Source organism: Aquabacterium sp., from assembly GCF_041915145.1.
Taxonomy (GTDB): Bacteria; Pseudomonadota; Gammaproteobacteria; order Burkholderiales; family Burkholderiaceae_C; genus Aquabacterium.
On sequence record NZ_JAYSBZ010000043.1, the window covers coordinates 1 to 22,704 of the forward strand.

Annotated in this window: 20 protein-coding genes; 5 read left to right on the forward strand and 15 right to left on the reverse strand. The window is 65.9% G+C overall.

Going from position 1 to position 22,704, the window contains the following annotated elements; genetic code table 11:
- Positions 1-579: ABC transporter ATP-binding protein (locus ACE3SS_RS09455; protein WP_374593256.1), on the forward strand; the 579-nt coding region annotated here is incomplete at its 5' end.
- 18 nt (positions 580-597) lie between these two features.
- Here the strand turns inward: ACE3SS_RS09455 and lgt are convergent.
- Together lgt and ACE3SS_RS09465 are read right to left on the reverse strand one after the other, a co-directional pair.
- A complete protein-coding gene (gene lgt / locus ACE3SS_RS09460) occupies positions 598-1,398 on the reverse strand; it encodes a prolipoprotein diacylglyceryl transferase (protein WP_374593258.1) in 801 nt (266 codons plus the stop codon).
- Positions 1,399-1,470: 72 nt separating this feature from the next.
- Positions 1,471-2,379 (reverse strand): alpha/beta hydrolase, encoded by a 909-nt coding sequence (locus tag ACE3SS_RS09465; protein WP_374593260.1) that lies wholly within the window; start codon positions 2,377-2,379, stop codon positions 1,471-1,473.
- A 176-nt stretch (positions 2,380-2,555) separates the two neighbouring features.
- On the opposite strand from ACE3SS_RS09465, the gene ACE3SS_RS09470 reads away from it, so the two are divergent.
- Positions 2,556-3,398 (forward strand): helix-turn-helix domain-containing protein, encoded by an 843-nt coding sequence (locus ACE3SS_RS09470; protein ID WP_374593262.1) that lies wholly within the window; start codon positions 2,556-2,558, stop codon positions 3,396-3,398.
- Positions 3,399-3,466: 68 nt separating this feature from the next.
- Here ACE3SS_RS09470 and ACE3SS_RS09475 read toward each other — a convergent pair whose 3' ends face one another.
- The gene (locus ACE3SS_RS09475; RefSeq protein ID WP_374593264.1) at positions 3,467-3,742 is read right to left on the reverse strand and encodes a TIGR04438 family Trp-rich protein; all 276 of its coding nucleotides are present in this window, start codon (positions 3,740-3,742) and stop codon (positions 3,467-3,469) included.
- Positions 3,743-3,845: 103 nt separating this feature from the next.
- Between ACE3SS_RS09475 and ACE3SS_RS09480 the strand changes: the two genes are divergently transcribed.
- Positions 3,846-4,151 carry a c-type cytochrome gene (locus tag ACE3SS_RS09480; protein WP_374593266.1) on the forward strand — a complete coding sequence of 102 codons (306 nt, stop codon included), beginning with the start codon at positions 3,846-3,848 and terminating at the stop codon, positions 4,149-4,151.
- Positions 4,152-4,225: 74 nt separating this feature from the next.
- Here ACE3SS_RS09480 and ACE3SS_RS09485 read toward each other — a convergent pair whose 3' ends face one another.
- From ACE3SS_RS09485 to nhaA, 3 genes are all read right to left on the reverse strand, one after another.
- Entirely contained in the window at positions 4,226-5,875 is a 1,650-nt protein-coding gene (locus tag ACE3SS_RS09485; RefSeq protein ID WP_374593302.1) for an MFS transporter, read from the reverse strand.
- Positions 5,876-6,235: 360 nt separating this feature from the next.
- Complete coding sequence (acs, locus tag ACE3SS_RS09490; protein WP_374593268.1) at positions 6,236-8,215, reverse strand: acetate--CoA ligase; 1,980 nt, start codon at positions 8,213-8,215, stop codon at positions 6,236-6,238.
- Positions 8,216-8,380: 165 nt separating this feature from the next.
- On the reverse strand, positions 8,381-9,553 hold the full coding sequence (nhaA, locus tag ACE3SS_RS09495) for a Na+/H+ antiporter NhaA (RefSeq protein ID WP_374593270.1): 1,173 nt from the start codon (positions 9,551-9,553) through the stop codon (positions 8,381-8,383).
- Positions 9,554-9,626: 73 nt separating this feature from the next.
- Here nhaA and ACE3SS_RS09500 point away from each other — a divergent pair, with 73 nt between their 5' ends.
- Both ACE3SS_RS09500 and ACE3SS_RS09505 read left to right on the forward strand, forming a co-directional pair.
- Positions 9,627-11,150, forward strand: a complete 1,524-nt coding sequence (locus tag ACE3SS_RS09500; protein WP_374593272.1) for a fumarate hydratase — start codon at positions 9,627-9,629, stop codon at positions 11,148-11,150.
- Between the two features lie 283 nt (positions 11,151-11,433).
- On the forward strand, positions 11,434-13,374 hold the full coding sequence (locus tag ACE3SS_RS09505; RefSeq protein ID WP_374593274.1) for a methyl-accepting chemotaxis protein: 1,941 nt from the start codon (positions 11,434-11,436) through the stop codon (positions 13,372-13,374).
- A gap of 13 nt (positions 13,375-13,387) precedes the next feature.
- On the opposite strand, the gene rng is transcribed toward ACE3SS_RS09505, so the two are convergent.
- From rng to ACE3SS_RS09550, 9 genes are all read right to left on the reverse strand, one after another.
- Positions 13,388-14,866: a ribonuclease G gene (rng, locus tag ACE3SS_RS09510; RefSeq protein WP_374593276.1), complete on the reverse strand. Its 1,479-nt coding sequence runs from the start codon at positions 14,864-14,866 to the stop codon at positions 13,388-13,390.
- Between the two features lie 32 nt (positions 14,867-14,898).
- Entirely contained in the window at positions 14,899-15,516 is a 618-nt protein-coding gene (locus ACE3SS_RS09515; RefSeq protein ID WP_374593278.1) for a nucleoside triphosphate pyrophosphatase, read from the reverse strand.
- Entirely contained in the window at positions 15,513-15,983 is a 471-nt protein-coding gene (rlmH, locus tag ACE3SS_RS09520) for a 23S rRNA (pseudouridine(1915)-N(3))-methyltransferase RlmH (protein WP_374593280.1), read from the reverse strand. The genes ACE3SS_RS09515 and rlmH overlap by 4 nt, the downstream gene beginning before the upstream one ends.
- Positions 15,980-16,720 (reverse strand): ribosome silencing factor, encoded by a 741-nt coding sequence (rsfS, locus tag ACE3SS_RS09525; RefSeq protein WP_374593282.1) that lies wholly within the window; start codon positions 16,718-16,720, stop codon positions 15,980-15,982. The genes rlmH and rsfS overlap by 4 nt, the downstream gene beginning before the upstream one ends.
- Positions 16,721-17,359 carry a nicotinate (nicotinamide) nucleotide adenylyltransferase gene (nadD, locus tag ACE3SS_RS09530; RefSeq protein WP_374593284.1) on the reverse strand — a complete coding sequence of 213 codons (639 nt, stop codon included), beginning with the start codon at positions 17,357-17,359 and terminating at the stop codon, positions 16,721-16,723.
- Positions 17,359-18,267, reverse strand: coding sequence for an oxygen-dependent coproporphyrinogen oxidase (hemF, locus tag ACE3SS_RS09535; protein ID WP_374593286.1), 909 nt, complete (start codon positions 18,265-18,267; stop codon positions 17,359-17,361). The genes nadD and hemF overlap by 1 nt, the downstream gene beginning before the upstream one ends.
- A complete protein-coding gene (gene purD / locus ACE3SS_RS09540; protein ID WP_374593289.1) occupies positions 18,264-19,544 on the reverse strand; it encodes a phosphoribosylamine--glycine ligase in 1,281 nt (426 codons plus the stop codon). The genes hemF and purD overlap by 4 nt, the downstream gene beginning before the upstream one ends.
- Positions 19,545-19,604: 60 nt before the next feature.
- Positions 19,605-20,330 (reverse strand): YebC/PmpR family DNA-binding transcriptional regulator, encoded by a 726-nt coding sequence (locus ACE3SS_RS09545; protein ID WP_374593291.1) that lies wholly within the window; start codon positions 20,328-20,330, stop codon positions 19,605-19,607.
- A gap of 126 nt (positions 20,331-20,456) precedes the next feature.
- Complete coding sequence (locus ACE3SS_RS09550; protein ID WP_374593293.1) at positions 20,457-22,376, reverse strand: DEAD/DEAH box helicase; 1,920 nt, start codon at positions 22,374-22,376, stop codon at positions 20,457-20,459.
- Positions 22,377-22,704 lie beyond the last annotated feature (328 nt).

Genomic DNA, 22,704 nt, shown 5'->3' on the forward strand with positions numbered 1-22,704 from the left:
GGCCCCGAGCGCGCCGTGGTGTTCCAGAACCACTCGCTGCTACCGTGGCTCACCTGCTTCGAGAACGTCTACCTCGCGGTGGAGCGCGTGTTCGGCGCCAAGGAGAGCAAGGCGCAGCTCAAGGCCCGCACGCAGGCCGCGCTGGAGCTGGTGAACATGGCGCACGCCGCCACCAAGCGCCCGAACGAAATCTCGGGCGGCATGAAGCAACGCGTCGGCATTGCCCGCGCCCTGGCCATGGAGCCCAAGGTGCTGCTGATGGACGAGCCCTTCGGTGCGCTCGACGCCCTGACCCGCGCCCACCTGCAAGACGAGCTGCTGAAGATCGTGGCCCGCACCCAGAGCACTGTGGTGATGGTGACGCACGATGTGGACGAGGCCGTGCTGCTGTCGGACCGCATCGTCATGATGACCAACGGCCCGGCCGCGACGATCGGCGAAGTGCTCGACGTGCCGCTGGCCCGCCCGCGCAACCGCGTCGAGCTGGCAGAAGATCCGACCTACATGCACTGCCGCAAGGCCGTGATCGACTTCTTGTACACGCGCCACGGCAAGCCGGCCGAGAAGCTGGCCGCGTGAGCGCCGTGGCGCGACGCCTCAGGCGCGAGCCTGGCGCGCCGACCAGCGCCACAGCAGCGCGCCCGACACGACCATCGGCACGCACAGCCACTGGCCCATGCTCAGGCCGAGCGCCAGCGGGCCCAGGAAGCTGTCGGGCTCGCGGAAGTATTCGGCCGTGAAGCGGAACGCGCCGTAGCCCATCAAGAAGGCCGCCGTCACCTGGCCGAGCGGACGCGGCTTGCGCCCGAACCACCACAGGATGACGAACAGCGTGACGCCTTCCAGCCCGAACTGATAGAGCTGCGACGGGTGCCGCGGCAACGGGCTGCCCGACTGCGGAAACACCATCCCCCAGGGCAAGGCCGGGTCGGCAAACCGGCCCCACAGCTCGCCGTTGATGAAGTTGCCGATGCGGCCCGAGGCTAGCCCCAGCGGCACGCACGGCGCCACGAGATCGGACACGTCGAACACACGCCGCCGCCGCAGCCGCGCAAAGATGATCATGGCCAAGCTCACGCCCAGCAGGCCGCCGTGGAAGGACATGCCACCTTGCCACACGGCCGGAATATCGAGCGGGTGGGCGAGGTAGTAGCCGGGCTTGTAGAACAGCACGTAGCCCAGTCGCCCCCCCAGCACCACGCCGAGCACGCCGAAGAACAGCAGGTCTTCGACGTCGCGGCCGCTCCACCCTCGGCTGGCAAACGGCTCGCGCCGAGTCTGCAAGTTGGCCAGCAGCAAAAAGAGCACGAAGGCCACCAGGTAGGTCAGGCCATACCAGTGCACGGCCAGGGGGCCGATCTTGACGGCGATGGGGCTGAACTGAGGGTGAATCAACATGAGATGAGGCCACAACAAAAAAGGGCCGGGGCATCTGCCACCGACCCAGCACGGAGAGCGTGCGAGCGCGGTTTACTGGATCAACGTCGCCCACTTGCCGGTGAGCAGGCTGTTGACGTAGCTACCGCCTGGGTAAGCGGTGGGCATTTTTACACCGTTGGCCAGATCGAAGGCCCACTGGCTCGACAGGTCGCGCAGGTAGCCGATGTTGGTGCTCTTGGGCGGGCTTTGCAGGCAGGCGCCGTAGCCGATGATGTCGGTGTTGTTGCCCTCCGAGTCCACATGGGTGGACCACGATGTGAGTTGCAGGCCGACGAAGCCGTCACGCCCGTTGGCCAGCGCGGCATTGCGGATCTGTCGCAGCGCGCCGTAGGCGTTGTTGAACTGGTTGCACAGGCTGCTGTTCGAGGTGATGGCATACACCGGCCGCTGGCCCGCGTTCGAGATGGCAACGAGGTTGTCGGTGAAGCCGCCGGCCGCCACCGGGTCGAACAGGATCGACCCCAGCAAGCGACTGGGCGCAATCTGATTCAGCTTCCAACCCAGCCGCGTGGCGAAATGCCCGCCAGCCGAGTGCCCGCCGACGATGATCTTGGCGGGGATGCCGCGGCCATCGGGCGTGACGATGCCACCGTTCACCAGCGCATCGCCCAGGGTTTCGGCCAGCGCCGGCGCGCCGCCCGACATGTTGGCGTTCATGCAGAACACCATCAGGCCGTTGGCCATCATGCGCTTGGAGGTGTCGCGCAAATTGCCGCAACCGCGCGAAAAGCCGTGCTGCACCGTCACCAGCGCGCTGGCCGTGCCGCTGGGCAGATACCAGTCGACGCTGTAGTTGGTGCCGCCCACGTTGAGCGAGGCATTGATGACCTTGCCGGTCGAGTCTTGAAAGACCACCGTATCGGCCTGCGCGGCCAGACAGCCGCCCAGCAGCGCCGCGGCGCTAGCGAATCGAACGAATGCAGCAATGATGCGGGACATAACGATCTCCTCTCGATCAGGTTGCAGATGAGGCACGCGCAAGAATGCGTGCACCAAGGTGCGCGCCACCACGCCGGGCAGACCTTAGCGGCCGCGCCCGGCCCGGACTTGCAATAACTGGCTGGCTACGCGCTTTCCCGGTGGTCAGCGTGCGCCCGGGCCCCTCCAATCGAGCCATGAGCCGCCGTGCCCCCGCCGTCACGCCCCTCGCCGCGTCGCCCCACGCGTCGGGCATCGTCCTGCCGACGGCAGACCGGAAACACCTGCTGATCGACGCCGAGAGGGTCTACTACCGGGGCCGCCTCGGGCACCCCGTTTGCCGCAAGCTCGGCTGCCTGACGCTGTATGCCGCCCACCGCGCGCCGCTGCACCTGTCGATCGACGGGCGCGATGCCCCACCCACCCGCCTGGCCGTGGTGCCGCCCTACGTGACGCACAGCGTGCACAGCGCCGACGACTGGGTCACCTGCCTGCTGATCGAGCCCGAATACCTCGACCTGACCCGGCTGCCGGTCTTCTCGCGCCCCGGCCCCGCCAGCACCGCCCAGCTGCCCTGGGCCACCGCTTCGCTGCTGGCGCAAGCCCTGAGCGGCGCCGGGCCTGACGACGCGCAAATAGACCTCAGCCCGGACGACCTGTTCTACGCCACGCTGACCCTGCCCCGCCGCCAACTCGACCCGCGCATCGACCGCCTCATTCGCCGCATGCGCGACGAAGCAGCGGCGGACTGGTCGGCCGACGACGCGGCGCACTGCTGCGGCGTGTCGCCCTCACGCCTGCTGCATCTGTTCAAGGCCGAGATCGGCGTGCCGTTTCGCCACTTTCGAGCCTGGAAGCGCGCCCGCCAAATGCTGATCTACGCCAGCAGCACCGACAGCCTGACGCGGCTGGCGCAAGACCTCGGCTACACCGATTCCAGCTACTTCAGCAACTCGATCCGGCAGGTTTACGGCCTGCGCCCGAAAGACATCCTGGCCGGCTCACGCGGCCTGCACACGAGCCCCCTGCCCAACGGCTGAGCCAACCGCGTCCACGAAAAAGGGGCCGAGACGGCCCCTTGTTTTTTGATTGCACCCGGCAGCCCGACTCAGCGACGGCGCCCTTTGTGGTCCATGCCCAATGCGTCGAGGTTCTTCGTGCGTCGCTCGACGCGCTTGGCGTCGAGCTTTTCCATGGTCTTGCGCTGGTAGTAGCCGGTGGAATCGGCCCAGGCCCACCACGCGGCGGCGCCGCCAAAGGGAGCCAGCACCCAGCCCCAACTGAGGTCGGCCGCGGGCCCGAACGCCATGAGCTTCATGATCAGCAGCAGCACGCCCAACAACACAAGCCACATATCGACAACCTCGCAGTAGATGTTCAGCACATCAATATCGGCACGTCAGGCTGCATCTATAGAATCGCACGGCGTGCCGGATACCGTCACCATTCAAAGCACTGTAAACCACTCCGCCGAAAGAAAGGACGCCATGAAAACCCTTCTGAGCCTCATCGCTGCCGCGCTGTTTGCCGCCCCCGCCTTCGCCAACCAGGAACTGGCCCAAAAGAAGAACTGCCTGGGCTGCCACGCCGTTGACAAGAAGCTCGTCGGCCCCGCCTATCAAGACGTGGCTGCCAAGTACGCCGGCCAGAAAGACGCCGTCGAGAAGCTGACCCAGAAGATCATCAAGGGTGGCTCGGGCGCTTGGGGCCAGGTGCCGATGCCCCCCAACGCCGTGACCGAAGCCGAAGCCAAGCAGCTGGTGACCTGGGTGCTGTCGCTGAAGAAGAAGTGATCTGACGCCATTGGCGCTTCACCATGAAAAAGGCCCCGCGTGCGGGGCCTTTTCGTTGCCGAAGCTCGGCCAAGTCAGTCGCCGTGGAAGATATCCACGTCCTTGGTTTCACGCACGAACAGCATGCCGATCACCAGGGTCAGCGCGGCGATCCCGATGGGATACCACAGGCCATAGTAGATGTTGCCGTTCTGCGCCACCATCGCGAAGGCGATCGTCGGCATCAGGCCGCCGAACCAGCCGTTGCCGATGTGATACGGCAGACTCATCGAGGTGTAGCGAATGCGCGTCGGGAACATCTCGACCAGCATCGCGGCAATCGGGCCGTAAACCATGGTCACGTAGATCACCAGCACCGCCAGGATGGCCACGATCAACGGCTTGTTCATCTTGTCCGGGTCGGCCTTGGCGGGGTAGCCTGCGGCCTTCATGGAGCCGGACACGTCCTTCTTGAAGGCGGCGATCTTGTCTGCGCTGTCCTTCTCGAACTTGAAGCCGCCTGCCATCAGCGTGGCGTTGAGCGCGGTGATCTCCTTGTCGCCGATCTTCACGCTGGCCACCGTGCCGGCAGGCGCGTCGACCGTGGTGTAGCTCGCGGCAGCCTGAGCCAGCGTGCGCTTGACGATGTCGCACGAGGTGCGGAAGTCGACTTCGCGCGCCACCGGGTTGCCCTGGAACGAGCACTGAGCCGGATCGGCCGTGACCACGATCTTGGCGTTGGCCTGGGCACGGGCCAGATCGGGGTTGGCGGCTTCGGTCAGCAGCTTGAACAGCGGCATGTAGGTGAGCGCCGCCAGCAGCAGGCCGACCATGATGATGGGCTTGCGGCCGATCTTGTCGGACAGCGAGCCGAACACCACGAAGAAGGGCGTGCCGATCAGCAAGCTCAGCGCAATCAGGATATTGGCCGTCGAGCCATCGACCTTGAGCACGCTTTGCAAGAAGAACAGCGCATAGAACTGCCCCGAGTACCAGACCACCGCTTGCCCCGCCACCAGACCGAACAGCGCCAGGATCACGAGCTTGAGGTTCTTCCATTGGCCGAAGGATTCGGTCAGCGGCGCCTTCGAGGTCTTGCCCTCTTCCTTCATTTTCTTGAAGGCCGGCGATTCGTTCATGCTCATGCGGATCCACACGCTCACACCGAGCAGCGCGATCGACACGATGAACGGGATGCGCCAGTACTTGGTGGCGAAGTCGGCCTCGCCGAAGAAGGTGCGCGTGCCCAGGATCACCAGCAGCGACAAGAACAGGCCCATCGTGGCAGTGGTTTGGATCCACGAGGTGTAGGCCCCCCGCTTGCCATGCGGCGCGTGCTCGGCCACGTAGGTGGCGGCACCGCCATATTCACCGCCCAACGCCAGGCCTTGCAGCAAGCGCAGCGCGATCAGCGTGACCGGAGCGGCCATGCCGATGGTTTCGTAGTTGGGCAATATCCCGACCACGAAAGTCGACATACCCATGATCAGGATCGTGACCAAGAAGGTGTATTTGCGGCCGATCATGTCGCCCAACCGGCCGAATACCAGCGCACCAAACGGGCGGACGATGAAGCCGGCGGCAAAAGCCAGCAGCGCGAAAATAAAAGCCGAGCTGGGGTCGAGACCCGAGAAGAACTGTTTGGCAATGATGGCTGCCAACGACCCGTACAGGTAGAAGTCATACCATTCAAAGACCGTGCCCAGGCTCGACGCGAAAATAACTTTCTTTTCTTCCCGCGTCATGGGCGAGTAGCCTGCGGGCACCGCCGACTTTTGGGCGGCGGTGCTACCGGACGAAACCGAGCTGCTCATTTTTGTCTCCTGTCAAACGAACGCACCGGGGTGCGGATGTGGATCCCTTGTTTGCAATTTATAGGCACCCCCTTAAAAAGGGGATTGGTGACTTTGCTAATACGGTGCTTGAAAGTTTGCCATTTCGCACATTTCAGACGCACGCATTAATTGAGGTCGCCAGATAAAACTCGCCAGGCAGTACGCCTGGCGAATAACTTTCAGTTTTATTTGAGAAGACGAAAACCTTGCGCCGGGCGCGGCGGCGCAAAAACAAAGCATCGACTCAATTAAATCGCTCGACGCCGCGATTCAATTGTTCTTGGCAAGCTGATCGAGAATCGCCGGATTTTCGAGCGTCGAGGTGTCTTGCGTGATCGACTCGCCCTTGGCAACCGAGCGCAGCAGGCGGCGCATGATCTTGCCGGAGCGGGTCTTGGGCAGGTTGTCGCCAAACCGAATGTCTTTGGGCTTGGCGATCGGGCCGATCTCTTTACCCACGTGGTTGCGCAATTCGTTGGCCAGCTCCTTGGCGGCGTCGCCCTCGGGGCGCGGGCACTTGAGCACCACGAAGGCCACCACGGCCTCGCCGGTCAGATCATCTGGGCGCCCCACCACGGCGGCCTCAGCCACCATCGGGTGCGACACCAGCGCCGATTCGACTTCCATCGTCCCCATGCGGTGGCCCGACACGTTGAGCACGTCGTCGATACGGCCGGTGATGGTGAAGTAGCCGGTTTCGGCATCGCGGATCGCGCCGTCGCCCGCCAGGTAGTACTTGCCCTGAAAGTCCTGAGGGAAGTAGCTCTTCTTGAAGCGCTCCGGGTCGCCCCAGATGTTGCGAATCATGGCCGGCCATGGCCGCTTGACCACCAGGATGCCGCCTTGGCCCCAGGGCACGTCTTTGCCCGTCTCATCGACCACCGCTGCCTGGATGCCCGGGAAGGGCAACGTGCACGAGCCCGGAACCAGCGGCGTCGCGCCCGGCAGCGGGGTGATCATGTGACCACCGGTTTCGGTTTGCCAGAAGGTATCGACGATCGGGCAGCGGCCGCCGCCGATATTGGCGTGATACCACTCCCACGCAGCGGGGTTGATGGGCTCGCCCACCGAGCCCAGCAGGCGCAGGCTGCTGAGGTCGAAGCGCTTGGGGTGGATCGCCTCGCTCGCCTCGGCGGCCTTGATCAGCGAGCGGATCGCCGTGGGCGCCGTGTAGAAGATGGTGACCTTGTGGTCTTGGATCATGCGCCAGAAGCGGCCGGCGTCCGGGTAGGTGGGCACCCCCTCGAACACCACCTGGGTGCCGCCCAGCGCGAGCGGGCCGTAGGTGATGTAGGTGTGGCCCGTGACCCAGCCGATGTCGGCCGTGCACCAGAACACGTCGTCGGGCTTGAGATCGAACGTCCACTTGGTGGTGACTGCCGCATGCAGCAGGTAGCCGCCCGTGCTGTGTTGCACGCCTTTCGGCTTGCCGGTGGAGCCCGAGGTGTAGAGCAGGAACAGCGGATGCTCGGCCGAGACCCACTCGGGCTCGCACGCAGCCGGCTGCGACGCGGTCAGCTCATGCAGCCAGACATCGCGCGCGGCGTTGAACCCCACGTTGCCGCCCGTGCGGCGGTACACCACGACCTTCTTGATGCTGTCGCAGCCGCCCAGCGCCAGGGCCTCGTCGACGATGGCCTTGATCGGCAGATGCTTGCCGCCGCGCACCTGTTCGTCGGCCGTCAGCACGGCCACGGCGCCGGCGTCTTCGATGCGATCGCGCAGCGATTGGGCCGAGAAGCCGCCGAAGACGACGGAGTGGGTCGCGCCGATGCGCGCGCAGGCCTGCATGGCCACCACGCCTTCAACCGACATCGGCATGTAGATGACGACGCGATCGCCCTTTTGAATGCCCATCGAGCGCAGGCCGTTGGCCAGCTTGCAGGTGCGCTCGAGCAGTTCGCGATAGGTGTGGCGCGAGACGCTGCCGTCGTCCGCCTCGAAGATGATCGCCACCTTGTCGCCCAGGCCGGCTTCGACCTGGCGGTCCAGGCAGTTGTAGGACGCATTCAGCGTGCCGTCCTCGAACCACTTGAAGAACGGCGCGGCGGACTCGTCGAGCGCCTGGGTGAAGGGCTGCTTCCAGCTCAGAAACTCGCGAGCCAGCCGTGCCCAGAAACCCGCGTAATCGGACTCGGCTTCGTCGCACAGCTTGCGGTAGGCCGCCATGCCCGACACGTGCGCGCCCTGCACAAACGCGGCGGGCGGCGCGTACAGCTTGGTTTCGGATGGGGCGGGGTTGCTCGACATGTTGTTCTCCTCGGTGTGCAGTCGTGCTGCGAGATTGATGATGCGCTGGGATAAAACCTGACCGTTTGGGGGGTTTCACTAGAGAACGCTGCGCCAATTCGATACAGCTCCGACGCATTCCTCACACCCGAGTCAACGATGCCCCGGCCAGAACTCAAGTGAGGCTTATGCACGCCTGGACAAGATCCACGCTCCGCAGATGGCGGAAAACACCGAGCCCAGGATCACGCCCAGCTTGAGCTCGGTCTCCAGCTCGGCGGCCTGCCCGGCAAACGCCAGCTCACCGATGAACAAGCTCATCGTGAACCCGATGCCGCACAGCACGCACACGCCGAAGAACTGCCGCCAGGTGGAGCCGCCCGGCCGCGGCGCCCAGCCAAGCCGCACCAGCAACCACGAGGTGCCGAACACCCCCAGCGTCTTGCCCATCAGCAGCCCCACGGCGATACCCAGCGTGACCGGGGCCAGCACGATGCCGGGCGACACCCCCTGCAGATCGACGCCGGCATTGGTAAAGGCGAACACCGGCAGCACCACGAAGGCGACCCAGGGGTGCAAGGCGTGCTCGGCCGCTTCGAGCGGCGAATATGCCTCGCCCGGCTGGCGTGGGTCACGCGTGGGCACGGCCAACGCCGTCGCCACCCCCGCCAGCGTGGCATGCACGCCCGACTTGAGCACGAACACCCACATCACCAGCCCCACCAGTACATACAACCCCACGTTGCGCACACCGGTGCGGTTGAGCAAAAACAGCACCGCCAGGCAACTGGCAGCACCCCACAGCATCGTGGGCGACAACTGGCTGGTGTAGAACAGCGCGATCACCACGATGGCGCCCAGGTCGTCGATGATGGCCACCGCCGTCAAGAACACCTTGAGCGAGGCTGGCACCCGCGAGCCCAGCAGGGTGACGATGCCGATGGCGAAAGCAATGTCGGTGGCCGACGGAATGGCCCAGCCACGCAGGGCATCCGGGTGGCCGAGGTTGAACAGCACGTAGATGAGCGCGGGCACGGCCATGCCGCCCAGCGCGGCAGCCGCGGGCAACACGACTTGGCTGGGCTGGGCCAGTTCACCACCCACGAATTCACGCTTGATCTCCAGCCCGACCAAAAAGAAGAACACCGCCATCCACAGGTCGTTGACCCACACCACCAGCGGCTTGGCCAGCACCAGCCAATCGCCCCCGATGCGGACCTCGCCCGGCAGCGTCAACAACTGGCGGTATGCCGCGCCCCAGGGCGAATTGCTCACCACCAGCGCCAGCAACGCGGCGACGGCCAGCACGATGCCACCGGACGATTCATCTTTCAAAAAGCGGCGCAGCGCAGGCGTCATGGAAATCCTCATTCAGTAAACTTGAACTCTTGCCCGCATTCTGCCGGCGCCCCACCCTCTCTGCGAGACCGCCATGACCATCATCAAGCAAGACGACCTGATCGAAAGCGTCGCCGCCGCGCTGCAATACATCAGCTACTACCACCCGGCCGACTACATCGCCCACCTGGCCCGCGCCTACGAGCGCGAGCAGAGCGCCGCGGCCAAAGATGCGATCGCGCAGATCCTGACCAACTCGAAGATGTGCGCCGAGGGCCATCGCCCCATCTGCCAGGACACCGGCATCGTCAACGTCTTCCTGAAGATCGGCATGGACGTGCAGTGGCAGGGCTTCACCGGCTCGATCCACGACGCCATCAACGAAGGCGTGCGCCGTGGTTACAACAACCCCGACAACAAGCTGCGCGCATCGGTGCTGTCCGACCCCATCTTCGAGCGCAAGAACACGAAGGACAACACGCCCGCCGTCGTCTTCATGGAAGTGGTGCCGGGCAACACGGTCGATGTGATCGTCGCGGCCAAGGGCGGCGGCTCCGAGAACAAGTCGAAGGTCTACATGCTCAACCCGAGCGACAACATCGTCGACTGGGTGCTCAAGACCGTGCCGACGATGGGCGCCGGCTGGTGCCCGCCGGGCATGCTGGGCATCGGCGTGGGCGGCACGGCCGAGAAGGCAGCGCTGCTGGCCAAGGAAGCCCTGATGGACGACATCGACATGTACGAATTGCTTGAGCGCGGCCCGAGCAACAAGCTCGAAGAGCTGCGCATTGAGCTCTACGAAAAGGTCAACGCGCTGGGCATCGGCGCGCAGGGCCTGGGCGGCCTGACCACCGTGCTCGACGTGAAGATCAAGACCTTCCCGACGCACGCGGCCAGCAAGCCGATCGCGATGATCCCCAACTGCGCGGCCACCCGCCACGGCCACTTCGTGCTCGACGGCTCGGGCCCCGCCTACATGACGCCGCCCAGCCTCGACCTGTGGCCCGACGTGCACTGGGCGCCCGACTACAACAAGAGCAAGCGCGTCGATCTCAACACGCTCACCAAAGAAGACGTGGCAAGCTGGAAGCCCGGCGACACCCTGCTGCTCAACGGCAAGATGCTCACCGGCCGCGACGCCGCCCACAAGCGCATTCAAGACATGCTGGCCAAGGGCGAGAAGCTGCCGGTCGACTTCACCAACCGCGTCATCTACTACGTGGGCCCGGTCGACCCGGTGCGCGATGAGGTCGTCGGCCCCGCCGGCCCCACCACGGCCACGCGCATGGACGGCTTCACCCGCATGATGCTCGAGCAAACCGGCCTGATCGCGATGGTGGGCAAGGCCGAGCGTGGCCCCGTGGCCATCGAGGCCATCAAAGACGCCAAGAGCGCCTACCTGATGGCCGTGGGCGGCGCCGCCTACCTTGTGTCCAAGGCCATCAAGGCCGCCAAGGTGGTGGGCTTTGCCGACCTGGGTATGGAAGCCATCTACGAGTTCGACGTGGTCGATATGCCGGTGACGGTGGCGGTCGATGCGGGCGGCACCAGCGCCCACATCACCGGCCCGAAGGAATGGCAGGCCAAGATCGGCAAGATCCCGGTGAGCGTGCAATAACACCGGCCTCACGAGCGGTCGGCCACGCGCGATCACTCCACCCCGCCAAACGGCCCGCTTCGTTACGTGAAGCGGGCCGTTTTTCATGGGCGAGCCGCTTCGCTCGCCCCCACCGGTCTGACGCACATCAGCCCCGCCCGCACAAAGTCGCATCAACTGCGAAAAATCACGGCATTTCGAGCAAACCCCCGTCGCCGCCCGCCCCTACAGTGCACTCCAGTTGCCCGGCAGTCGGGGCAAGAGGTTGACCCCCTTTTTTGAATTACGGGTCGGAGACGATCACATGAATCGCGTTTTGCTCAGGCTGCCCACGTGGCAGAAATTTGCGCTCATCGGCATCATTGCCCTGGCCATGGTGTTGCCCCCGACGGTGCTGTCGGTGCGGCAGGCGTGGTCGGCGATGCGGCTGGCACAGTCCGAGGCGGCGGGCGCGCCCGCGGCTTTTGAGGTGATCGAGCTGATCAAGCTCACGCAGCGCCATCGCGGCAAATCGGCATTGGCGCTCAGCGGCAACGATGCCACCGCACAAGCGGCACGCGCCGAAGAACAAACCCGCGTTGAAGCCGCGCTTGCCCAAGCCCTGGCGAGCTCGAACGCCCTTGGCGATGCCGCGCTCGACACCGCCGCCGCCAAGGCGCAGTCAGCTTGGCAGGCCCTGGCGCAGGCCGTGAGCCAAAAGGCCGTGAGCGGCGAGCAGAGCAACAAACAACACGCCGAGTTGATCGAGGCCGAGCTGGGCTGGATCAACGAGGTGGCGCGCACCACGCGCCTCACCGTCGACCCGGAGCTGGGCAGCCGCACCATGATCTCTGCGGTGTACGAATACCTGCCGCGCATGACCGAATCGATGGGGCAATCGCGCGCCCGTGGCGCCGTGATGCTGACCAAGGCCGAAGGCACGCCCGAAGAGCGCGCCGTGATGCGCGCATTGATGAGCAGCATCCGCACCAATTTCGTGGCCGCGCGCGGCGCGCTTGAGCACGCCACGGCGATCGATGCCACGCTCAAGCAAGCGCTCGATCAGCCCGTGACGCAAGCCCTGGGGGCTGCCGAAACGGCGATCCAGACCATCGACACCCAGATCGTGTCGGCCAGCACGCTGAGCCACCCGGCGCCAGCGTTCGTGTCGGCCATGACGCAAGCCATCGACGTGCAATACGAGCTGATCCGCGCGGCCAGCGACACCCTGCGAGCCCAGCTCGATCAACGTGCCGCTCAGCAGCGCAACGCCCTCATCGCGCTGGCCGTGTTGCTGACCATCGGCGCCTTGCTGGCCACCACCGTTTACGTGATGATCGCCCGCGGCATGCTGCGCCAGCTCGGCGGCGAGCCCCGCGAAGCGGTCGACATCGCCCACGAAATCGCCGCCGGCAACCTGGGGGTACACATTCGCGTGCAAGCTCACGACCGCCACAGCCTGCTGGCCGCGATGGCCGACATGCGTGACCGCCTCGGCGACGTGGTGCAGCAGGTGCGGGCCGGGTCGGATTCGATCGCCACGGGCTCGGGCCAGATCGCCAGCGGCAACGCCGATCTGAGCCAGCGCACCGAAGAACAGGCCGCCAATCTTGAGCAGACCGCCGCGTCGATGGAGCAGCTCAACAGCACCGTGCGACACAACGCCGACACGGCCCGATCCGCCTTTGATCTGGCCGGCACCGCCAGCTCGGTGGCCCAGCGCGGCGGCGAGGTGGTCGGCAAGGTGGTCGATTCGATGGGCAAGATCAACCAAAGCTCGAAGAAGATCGCCGACATCATCGGCGTGATCGATGGCATCGCCTTCCAGACCAACATCCTCGCGCTCAACGCCGCCGTCGAGGCGGCCCGCGCCGGCGAACAAGGGCGCGGCTTTGCCGTGGTGGCCGGCGAGGTACGCAACCTCGCGCAGCGTTCGGCGGCCGCGGCCAAGGAGATCAAGACACTCATCGGCGCGAGCGTCGAAGAAGTCGAGGCCGGCACGCAACTCGTTGACGACGCCGGCCACACGATGCAAGACATCGTCGATCAGGTGCGTCGCGTGAGCGAGCTCATCGGCGAAATCAGCCACGCCACGGGCGAGCAGACCTCGGGCATCTCGCAGGTGGGCGACGCCATCGCGCAGCTCGATCAGGTAACGCAGCAAAACGCGGCGCTCGTCGACCAAAGCGCCGCCGCCGCCGACAGCCTGAGCCAGCAAGCCCGCAACCTCGTGCAGGCGGTGTCGTACTTCAGGATGCGCGGCTGAGGCGCGCGGCGCATCACATCAGGACGATGTCGTATTGCTCGGGTGCGTTGGTGGGCTCGGCTCGCAGCGAAATCGGCTTGCCGATGAAGTCGCTCAGGCCAGCCAGATGCGCGCTTTCTTCATCGAGCAGCATCTCGACCACCGTGGCGCTGGCGATGACGCGAAACTCCTTCGGGTTGAACTGCCGCGCCTCGCGCAGGATCTCGCGCAGGATGTCGTAGCACACGCTGCGAGCCGTTTTCACCTGCCCGCGCCCATCGCAGGTGGGGCAGGGCTCGCACAGCATGTGCGCCAGCGACTCGCGCGTGCGCTTGCGCGTCATCTCGACCAGCCCGAGCTGGCTGAAGCCGCTCACCGTGAGCTTGGTGCGGTCGCGCCCGGTCTGCTTGCGCAGCTCGGCGAGCACGGCGTCGCGGTGCTCCTCGCGCGTCATGTCGATGAAGTCGATGATGATGATGCCGCCCAGGTTGCGCAGGCGCAGCTGGCGCGCAATGGCCTGCGCGGCTTCGAGGTTGGTCTTGAAGATCGTGTCGTCGAAGTTGCGCGCCCCGACGAAGCCGCCGGTGTTCACGTCGATGGTGGTGAGCGCCTCGGTCTGGTCGATGATGAGGTAGCCGCCCGACTTCAGATCGACGCGCCGGGCCAACGCCCGCTCGATCTCCTGATCGATGTTGTAGAGGTCGAAGATCGGCCGCTCGCCCTTGTAGAGCGTGAGCTGATCGACCGACGTCGGGGTGAACTCGCGGCCGAATGCGCCCAGCGCATCGAACTGCAACTGCGAGTCGATGCGAATGCTCTGCGTTTCGTCATTCACCAGATCGCGCAGCACGCGTTGCGCGAGGTTGAGGTCTTCGTGCAGCAAGGTGCCCGCGCCGCTGACGAGATTGCGCTCGCGGATGGTGCCCCAGGTCTTGCGCAGGTAAGCGATGTCAGCAGCGAGTTCGTCGTCGGTGGCCTCTTCGGCATTGGTGCGCAAGATGAAGCCCCCGCCCTGCTCGCCTGCCAAACGCTGCATACGCATGCGCAGCTGGTCGCGCAACTCGGCCGAGCCGATTTTTTGCGACACGCCGATGTGGTCGTCTTGCGGCAGAAACACCAGCAAGCGCCCCGCGATGCTGATCTGCGTGGACAGCCGCGCGCCCTTGGTGCCGATCGGGTCCTTGATAACCTGCACCATCAACGTCTGCCCCTCGAACACGCGCTTCTCGATCGGCGTGGGCGGCGGGCCGTCGGGGTTGCCGCGTGCGGTGCCCCGGCCCGCGCTCGGGTCGCGATGCAGGTCGGCCACATGCAAGAACGCGGCGCGCTCCAAACCGATATCGATAAACGCCGACTGCATGCCCGGCAGCACGCGGGCCACCTTGCCGGCGTAGATATTGCCCACCAGACCGCGCTCCAGCGCGCGTTCCACATACAGGTCTTGCACCGCCCCGCCTTCGATGATGGCGACGCGGGTTTCTTGGGGCGACCAGTTGATCAGAATGTCTTGCATGAAGTCGAATGTAGCCGGGCGCCGCGCGCTGGCTAGAAGCAAAAACCCAATGGACGCAACAGCTCGGCGGTCTCGAACAAGGGCAGGCCCATGATGCCGCTGTAGCTGCCTTCGATGTGCTCGATCCAGGCCGCCGCCTGGCTCTGGATGGCATACGACCCGGCCTTGCCGCGCGGCTCGCCGCTGGCCACGTAACGGTCGATCTCGTCCGCGCCGAGAGCGCGAAAGCGCACGTGGGACTCGCTGACCAGCAAGCGGCTCGCCCCACCCGCCGCCACCGCCGCCGCCACGGCCACGGCCGTCAGCACGCGGTGACTGTGGCCGGACAACGCCGCCAGCGTGGCGGCCGCGTCGGCGTCATCCGCCGGCTTGCCGAGAATGCTGCGGCCCAGCGCCACGGTGGTATCGGCGCACAGCACCGGCGCGGCGGGCAAGCCACGGCGAGCCAGCCGCGCCACGGCGGCATCGAGCTTGGCTTGCGTGACGCGCTGCACGTAGTCGTGCGGCAGCTCGCCGGGCAGCACCGCTTCGAGCGCCTCGGCGTCTTCGTCGGGGCCGGCCAGCAGCAGCTCGTGGCGCACGCCGATCTGGTCGAGCAACTGACGGCGTCGCGGGCTTTGCGAGGCCAGGTAAATGAATTCGATGGTCATTCCCGATGATAGGGGTGCCCCACCATCACCGACCACGCGCGGTACAGCGCCTCGGTCAGCATCACCCGCACCATGGCGTGCGGCAAGGTCAGGTCAGACAGGCGCAGCGTCTCGGCCGCCGTGGCCTTGAATTCGGCATCCAGCCCGTCGGGGCCGCCGATCACCAGCGCCACGTCGCGGCCGTCGTTCATCCAATCTTGGAGGCGCGCCGCGAGTTGCGTGCTGGTGCGGCGCTCGCCGCGCTCGTCGAGCACCACCAGCCGCGCACCCTTGGGCAGGGCGGCCTCGATGCGCTTGCGCTCGGCCGCCATCATCACGTCCACCGGCTTGCCGGCCGTGCGGGGCTCGGTCTTGACCGGCTTGATCTCCAGCCGGCACTCGGGCGGGAAGCGCTTGACGTAATCGTCGCAGGCGGTCTGCGCCCAGTCGGGCTGCCTCTGCCCGACCGCGACGATCACCAGCTTCATGCCTTCTTGACCGCCTTCTTCGCCACTTTCTTGGCGGCAGGCTTGGCTGCCGTCTTGGCTACGGGCTTCTTGGCGGCAACCTTTTTAGCGGCAACTTTCTTGGCAGCGACCTTCTTCGCCGCCGCCTGCTTCGCCACGACAGCCTTGGGTGCCGGCACCTTCACGGTGGTCGGCTTGGCCGTGGTCTTGCTGGTCGTCTTGGCGCCAGCCGCCTTCTTGGCAGCGGGCTTCTTGCCGGCCGATTTGGCTGCGGGCTGGGCGGCAGACTTCTTCGCCGCCGGCTTGGCCGCCGCCTTTTTGGCTGCAGGCTTCTTGGCGGCTGCCTTTTTGGCGCTCGGCTTGGCGGCCACCTCGTCGTCGGGCTCCGAAGCCTTGGGCAGCGACTTGACCTCGCTGCCGAGCTTGAGCTTCACGGGCTTGTCACCCCAGATCTCTTCGAGGTGGTAGTACTGGCGAATGGTCGGCTGCATGATGTGGACGACGGCCGCGCCGCAGTCCACGATGATCCATTCGCCGTTGTCTTCGCCCTCGGTGCGCATCACCTGAAAGCCCTTGGCACGGACTTCATCGCGCACGCTGGCCGCCAGCGCCTTGGTTTGCCGATTTGACGTGCCCGAAGCCACGATCACGCGCTCGAAGAGCGGCGAGAGATGCTCGGTGTTGAAGACGGCAATGTCTTGCGCCTTCACGTCTTCGAGGCCATCAACGATGGCGCGTTGCAGTTTACGGATGTCCATTCAGTGGGCGTTGCCTTCGGCGTAGAGGTGATGGGATTCAATATAGCTTGCAACCGTGGCCGGCAACAAGGCGGGAACAAGGGATGCCGCCGGCTCGCCCCGACCCAGGCGGGCCCGGATGTCGGTGGACGACACCGCCAACGCCGGCAAGGGCAGCGTCACCAGGCGATGCGGCACGGCGGCCAACTCGGGCCCCGGCCGCACGGCCTGACCGGCACGCGCGGCCACCGCCAGCGTGACGAGTTGCACGATCTCGCGCCAGCCGTGCCAAGTGGGCAGACCGGCATATTGGTCTTGACCGATGATCAGCACCAGCTCGGCCTCGGGGTGCGCGACTTGCACCTCGCGCAACGTGTCGAGCGTGTAGCTCGGCCCGTCGCGGCGGATTTCACAGTCGTCGATCAGCTGGCGTGTCGCACCGGGCAGGGGTGCCTGCAGCGCCGCGCGCAGCATGGCCAGACGGTGTGCCGCTGGCGCCAGCTGCCGCGCCTTTTGCCAGGCGTGCCCCACGGGGATCCAGCGCAGCTCGGTCAAGCCCAGGTGAGCGGCAGCCACCTGCCCCAGCGCCAGATGCGCCTGGTGCACTGGATCGAAGCTGCCCCCGATGAGCCCGATGCGAGCGGGGCCGGATGCCGCCATCAGACCCAGTCTCGCGGCGGCAGGAAGTCGCTGTACAAGCGCGCCTCGGCCGAACCCGGCTCGGGGTGCCAGTCGTAGCGCCACTTCACGATGGGCGGCATCGACATCATGATGGCCTCGGTGCGCCCGCCCGATTGCAGGCCGAACAAGGTGCCACGGTCCCACACCAGGTTGAACTCGACGTAGCGGCCTCGGCGATACGCCTGGAAGTCGCGCTCGCGCTCGCCATAAGGCAACTCGCGGCGACGCTCGGCGATCGGCAGGTAAGCGCTCAGGAAGGCATCGCCCACGGCCTGCGTCATCGCGAAGCTGCGCTCGAAGCCGAGCTCCTGGAAGTCGTCAAAGAAGACGCCGCCCACGCCGCGCGCTTCGTTGCGGTGTTTCAAGAAGAAGTACTCGTCGCACCAAGTCTTGAAGCGCGGGTATTTGTCGTCGCCGAACGGCGCCAGTGCATCGCGGCACACGCGGTGGAAGTGCTGCGCGTCTTCTTCGAAGCCGTAGTAGGGCGTGAGGTCCATGCCGCCGCCAAACCAGGCGACCGTCTCGCCGCCCGGCTTGTGGGCGGCAAAGAGGCGCACGTTCATGTGCACGGTCGGCACATACGGGTTGCGTGGATGCAGCACGAGCGACACGCCCATGGCCTCGAACGGCGCCCCCGCCAGCTCGGGCCGATGCTGCGTGGCCGAGGGCGGCAGGCTCGGGCCTTTGACGTGCGAGAAGTTGCAGCCGCCCCGCTCGAGCAGGTTGCCCTCTTCGACCAGGCGCGAGATGCCATCGCCCTGCAGACGTTCGCCAGGGGCGCGCGTCCAGCTGTCGCGCCAGAAGGGCTTGCCGTCGGCGGCTTCGAGCCCGCTGACGATGCGCTCTTGCAGCCCCAGAAAGTACTGGCGCGCGGCGTCCGAATTCATTTCTTGATGGCCCGCCAGCCGATGTCGCGACGGAACTGCATGCCCTCGAACCGAATGCCTGCCAGCATCTCGTAGGCGCGGCTCTGCGCCATCTTGGCCGAGTCGCCCAACGCGGTCACGCACAGCACGCGGCCCCCGCTGGTCACGGTCTGACCGTCCTTGTGCGCGGTGCCGGCATGGAAGACCACGGCATCCGGCGCCTCATCGGGCAGGCCGGTGACGACGTCGCCCTTGCGCGGGTCGAGCGGGTAGCCGCCAGCGGCCACCACCACGCCCAGCGCGAAGCGGCGGTCCCATTGCAGCTCGACCTGATCGAGCGTCTGCTCTGTGGCGTGCATGAAGACGTCGAACAGATCGCTCTTGAGTCGCATCATGATGGGCTGCGTTTCGGGGTCGCCCATGCGGCAATTGAATTCGAGCGTCTTGGGGTTGCCCTGCGCGTCGATCATCAGGCCGGCATACAGGAAGCCGGTGAACGGAATGCCGTCTTTCGCCATGCCCGCCAGCGTGGGCAGGATGATCTCTTGCATCGCCTTGGCATGCACGTTGGGCGTGACCACCGGAGCCGGCGAGTAGGCGCCCATGCCACCGGTGTTGGGGCCGGCGTCGCCGTCGAGCAGGCGCTTGTGATCCTGGCTGGTGGCCAGCGCGAGCACGTTCTTGCCGTCGGCCAGCACGATGAAGCTGGCTTCTTCGCCCTGCAAAAATTCTTCGATCACGACGCGCGCGCCGCCTTCGTTGTGCTGCACGCCGAGCTTGTTGTCTTGCAGCATCCAGTCGACGGCTTCGTGGGCCTCGGCCAGCGTCATGGCCACGACCACGCCCTTGCCCGCCGCCAGGCCATCGGCCTTGATCACGATGGGCGCGCCGACCTTGTCGACGTGGGCATGTGCCGCCGCCGCGTCGGTGAAGGTGACGTAGAGCGCCGTCGGGATGCCGTGGCGCTGCATGAAGTCCTTGGCGAAGGCCTTGGAGCTCTCGAGCTGCGCGGCCGCCTTGGTCGGGCCGAAGATGCGCAAGCCGCGCGCGCGGAATTCGTCGACCACCCCTGCCGCCAGCGGCGCCTCGGGGCCGACCACGGTGAGCGCGATCTTCTCGGCCTGCGCGAAGTCGGCCAGCGCCTTCACGTCGGTCACCGCCACATTCACGAGGCGGTTGTCGAGCGCGGTACCACCGTTGCCGGGCGCCACGTAGACCTGTTGCACGCGGGGCGACTGAGCCAGCTTCCAGGCCAGCGCATGTTCGCGGCCCCCACCCCCGATCACGAGAACTTTCATAACCTTGCCCATTAGTGGTGACGCCACGACCTTCGCCGCGGACGCCACGAATCTTGCCGTTTACTCGTGAATCACCGCGTTGTGATAGACCTCTTGCACATCGTCGAGGTCTTCGATCACGTCGAGCAGCTTCTGCATCTTCGCGGCGTCGTCGCCATGCAACTCGACGGTGTTCTCGGCGCGCCACGTCACCTCGGCCATCTCGGCCTTCAGGCCGGCTGCTTCGAGCGCATGCTTCACGACCTCGAAATCATGCGGCGACGTGAGCACCTCGATCGAGCCGTCGTCGTGGGTCACCACGTCTTCGGCGCCGGCGTCGAGCGCCACTTCCATCACCTTGTCTTCGCTGGTGCCTGGCGCCAGGATCAACTGGCCGGCATGCTTGAACTGAAAGGCCACCGAGCCTTCGGTGCCCAGGTTGCCGCCGTGCTTGCTGAAAGCGTGGCGCACTTCGGCCACGGTACGCACGCGGTTGTCGGTCATGCAGTCCACGATGATCGCGGCACCGCCGATGCCGTAGCCCTCGTAACGAATTTCTTCGTAGTGCACGCCCTCCAGGTTGCCGGTCGCCTTGTCGATGTTCTTCTTGACGGTATCGGCGGGCAGGTTGACGGCCTTGGCCTTTTCGACGGCCAGACGCAAACGCGGGTTGGCCGAAATGTCGCCCCCCCCTTGCCGCGCGGCCACGGTGATTTCACGGATCACGCGCGTCCAGATCTTGCCGCGCTTTTCGTCTTGACGGCCCTTGCGGTGTTGAATATTGGCCCACTTGGAATGACCGGCCATAGTGCGTCTCGATGTGTTGAAAATGGAGGCGCGATTTTACGTGCTGCCTCCGCCTCGCCCAGCAAAAAGGGGCCGCAGCCCCCTTCTGTTTCGTTTGACGCACATCAGGCGTCGTTCAGGTCGCGCTCACTCGTATGAGCGACGCGGCCCGGCCGGCTTCTTGCCCTTGAAGCCGGCACCCGGACCACGGTCACCGCCGCCGGTCGGCTTGCCAGCGCGCGGGCCGGGGCGGAAGCCTTCGGACTTGAACCCCGGCTTGAAGCCGTGCGGCTTGTCACCGAAGGCCGGACGCTGGTCCGGGCCACGACCTTCGCGATTCGGACGGAAGTCGCCCTGACCACGGAAGCCTTGCTCGCCGCGCGGCTCGAAGCGGTTGTCGCCGAACGAACGCTGACCGCCCTCGCGGGGGCCCTGCTCACGGCCACCGAAGTCGCGGCCGCCAGCGTCACGCTGCTGCTTGAAGTGCGGGCGGTCACCAAAGCTCGGACGATCACCGAAATGCGGGCGGCTGGCGCCTTGGCGATCACCGAAGGGACGATCGCCGAACGAGCGCTCACGCGGAGCGAAGTCGCCGCCGTCACGCGGCTGGAAACGCGGCGCGCCTTCGCCACGGCCGAACGAGTGATCACCGCCTTCGTGACGCTGCGGACGGTCGGCACGATCGAAACGCTCGGCACGGTCGCTGAAGCGCTGACCGCCGTAGCCGCCTTCGCGATGGCGATTGCGCTGACCCGGCATCGGCTTGGCGAACTTGCCACCCTTGCGCTCGGGGCGATCGACCGGCACCGGCTTGGTCGGCTCCATGCCCTCGACCACGGCCACCGGAATGCGCTGGGTGGTGAAGCGCTCGATGCGACGAATCATGTGGTGATCATCACGACCGGCCAGCGTCACAGCCAAGCCCTGGCGACCGGCGCGGCCCGTGCGGCCGATGCGGTGCACGTAGTCCTCGGCCTTCATCGGCAAGCCGTAGTTGATGACGTGGGTGATGGTCGGCACGTCGATGCCGCGCGCGGCCACGTCGGTGGCCACCAGCACGCGCAGACGCCCCTGGCGCAGCCCCTGCAGCACGCGGTTGCGTTTGCCTTGCGGCATGCCACCGTGCAGCGCGGCGACGTGGTGACCCATGTCGGCCAGACGATCGGCCAGACGGTCGGCGTCGAGCTGGGTGCTGGTGAAGATCACGGCCTGGTCCATCTCGCGACCATTCAGGAAGTGATCCAGCAGATCGTGCTTGTGGCCGGTGTGGTCAACCCAGTACAGACGCTGCTCGATGTTTTCGTGCGTGTCGGTGTGCGAGGCGATGTCGATGCGCTGCGGGTCGCGCGTCAGGCGTTGGGCCAGACGACCCACGTGGCCGGCGAACGTCGCGCTGAACATCAAGGTTTGACGCTGCTCGGGCAGCCTGGACGCGATGGCTTCGATGTCATCGATGAAGCCCATGTCGAGCATGCGGTCGGCTTCGTCAAGCACCAGGGTTTCGACGTTGCTCAGCACGGCCGCACCCGATTCCAGGTGGTCGATCAGGCGACCCGGGGTCGCGATCAGCACATCGAGCGGGCCGCGCAGCGCCTTGAGCTGGGCGCCGTAAGGCACACCGCCCACCACCGTGGCCACGCGCAGGCCTTGAATGTGGCGGCCATAGGTTTCGCAAGCCTTGGCCACTTGCAGGGCCAGTTCACGCGTCGGGGCCAGCACGAGCACGCGGGGGCCGTGCACCACGCCCTTTTCACGGCGCTTGTTGTTGTCGCCGCGCGCTTGCAGGATGCGCTGCAGCGCGGGCAACGTGAAGGCTGCCGTCTTGCCGCTGCCGGTGCTCGACGACACCAGCAGGTCGCCACCCGCCAGCGCGGCCGGAATGGCCTGCAGCTGCACGGGCGTCGGGGCGGTGTAGCCAGCGGCCTTGACCGACGAGACGATGCTGGGCGCCAAGCCGAGGTCGTCAAAGGACGCGGTCGGCTCGGTGGTGGTATCGGTGGTGGTATCGGTGATGTCGGCGTCGATGGATTGGTCCAGATCGGCCGAGTTGATTTCGTTTTGGTTCATGACGTTCTTTCAAGCAAAAACGTGCCGGGGCCGCTCGGGCAACGAGCGGCAACACGCAGCACCAACGCGCCGGCTTCAAAGTGCTGAGGCGCGCTACAGGTGGGGTCGCAAAGTCGAAACGGCCGTGGCGATCGACCAAGGTCGATCAAGGTGAATGCGAAGTCGCGCTGTCTTGCAGCACGCTCGCCTGCCACGCAGAGTCGGGTTAAAGCGACGGCATCGCCGCCAACCGGGACTCAATGCCGTTGCTGGTGGCCTCATGCACAGCGCCAAGTGTTTTGGCTGACTGCGTGGGCCGACCCGGCTTGAAAGGGTCAGAGGGGATGAA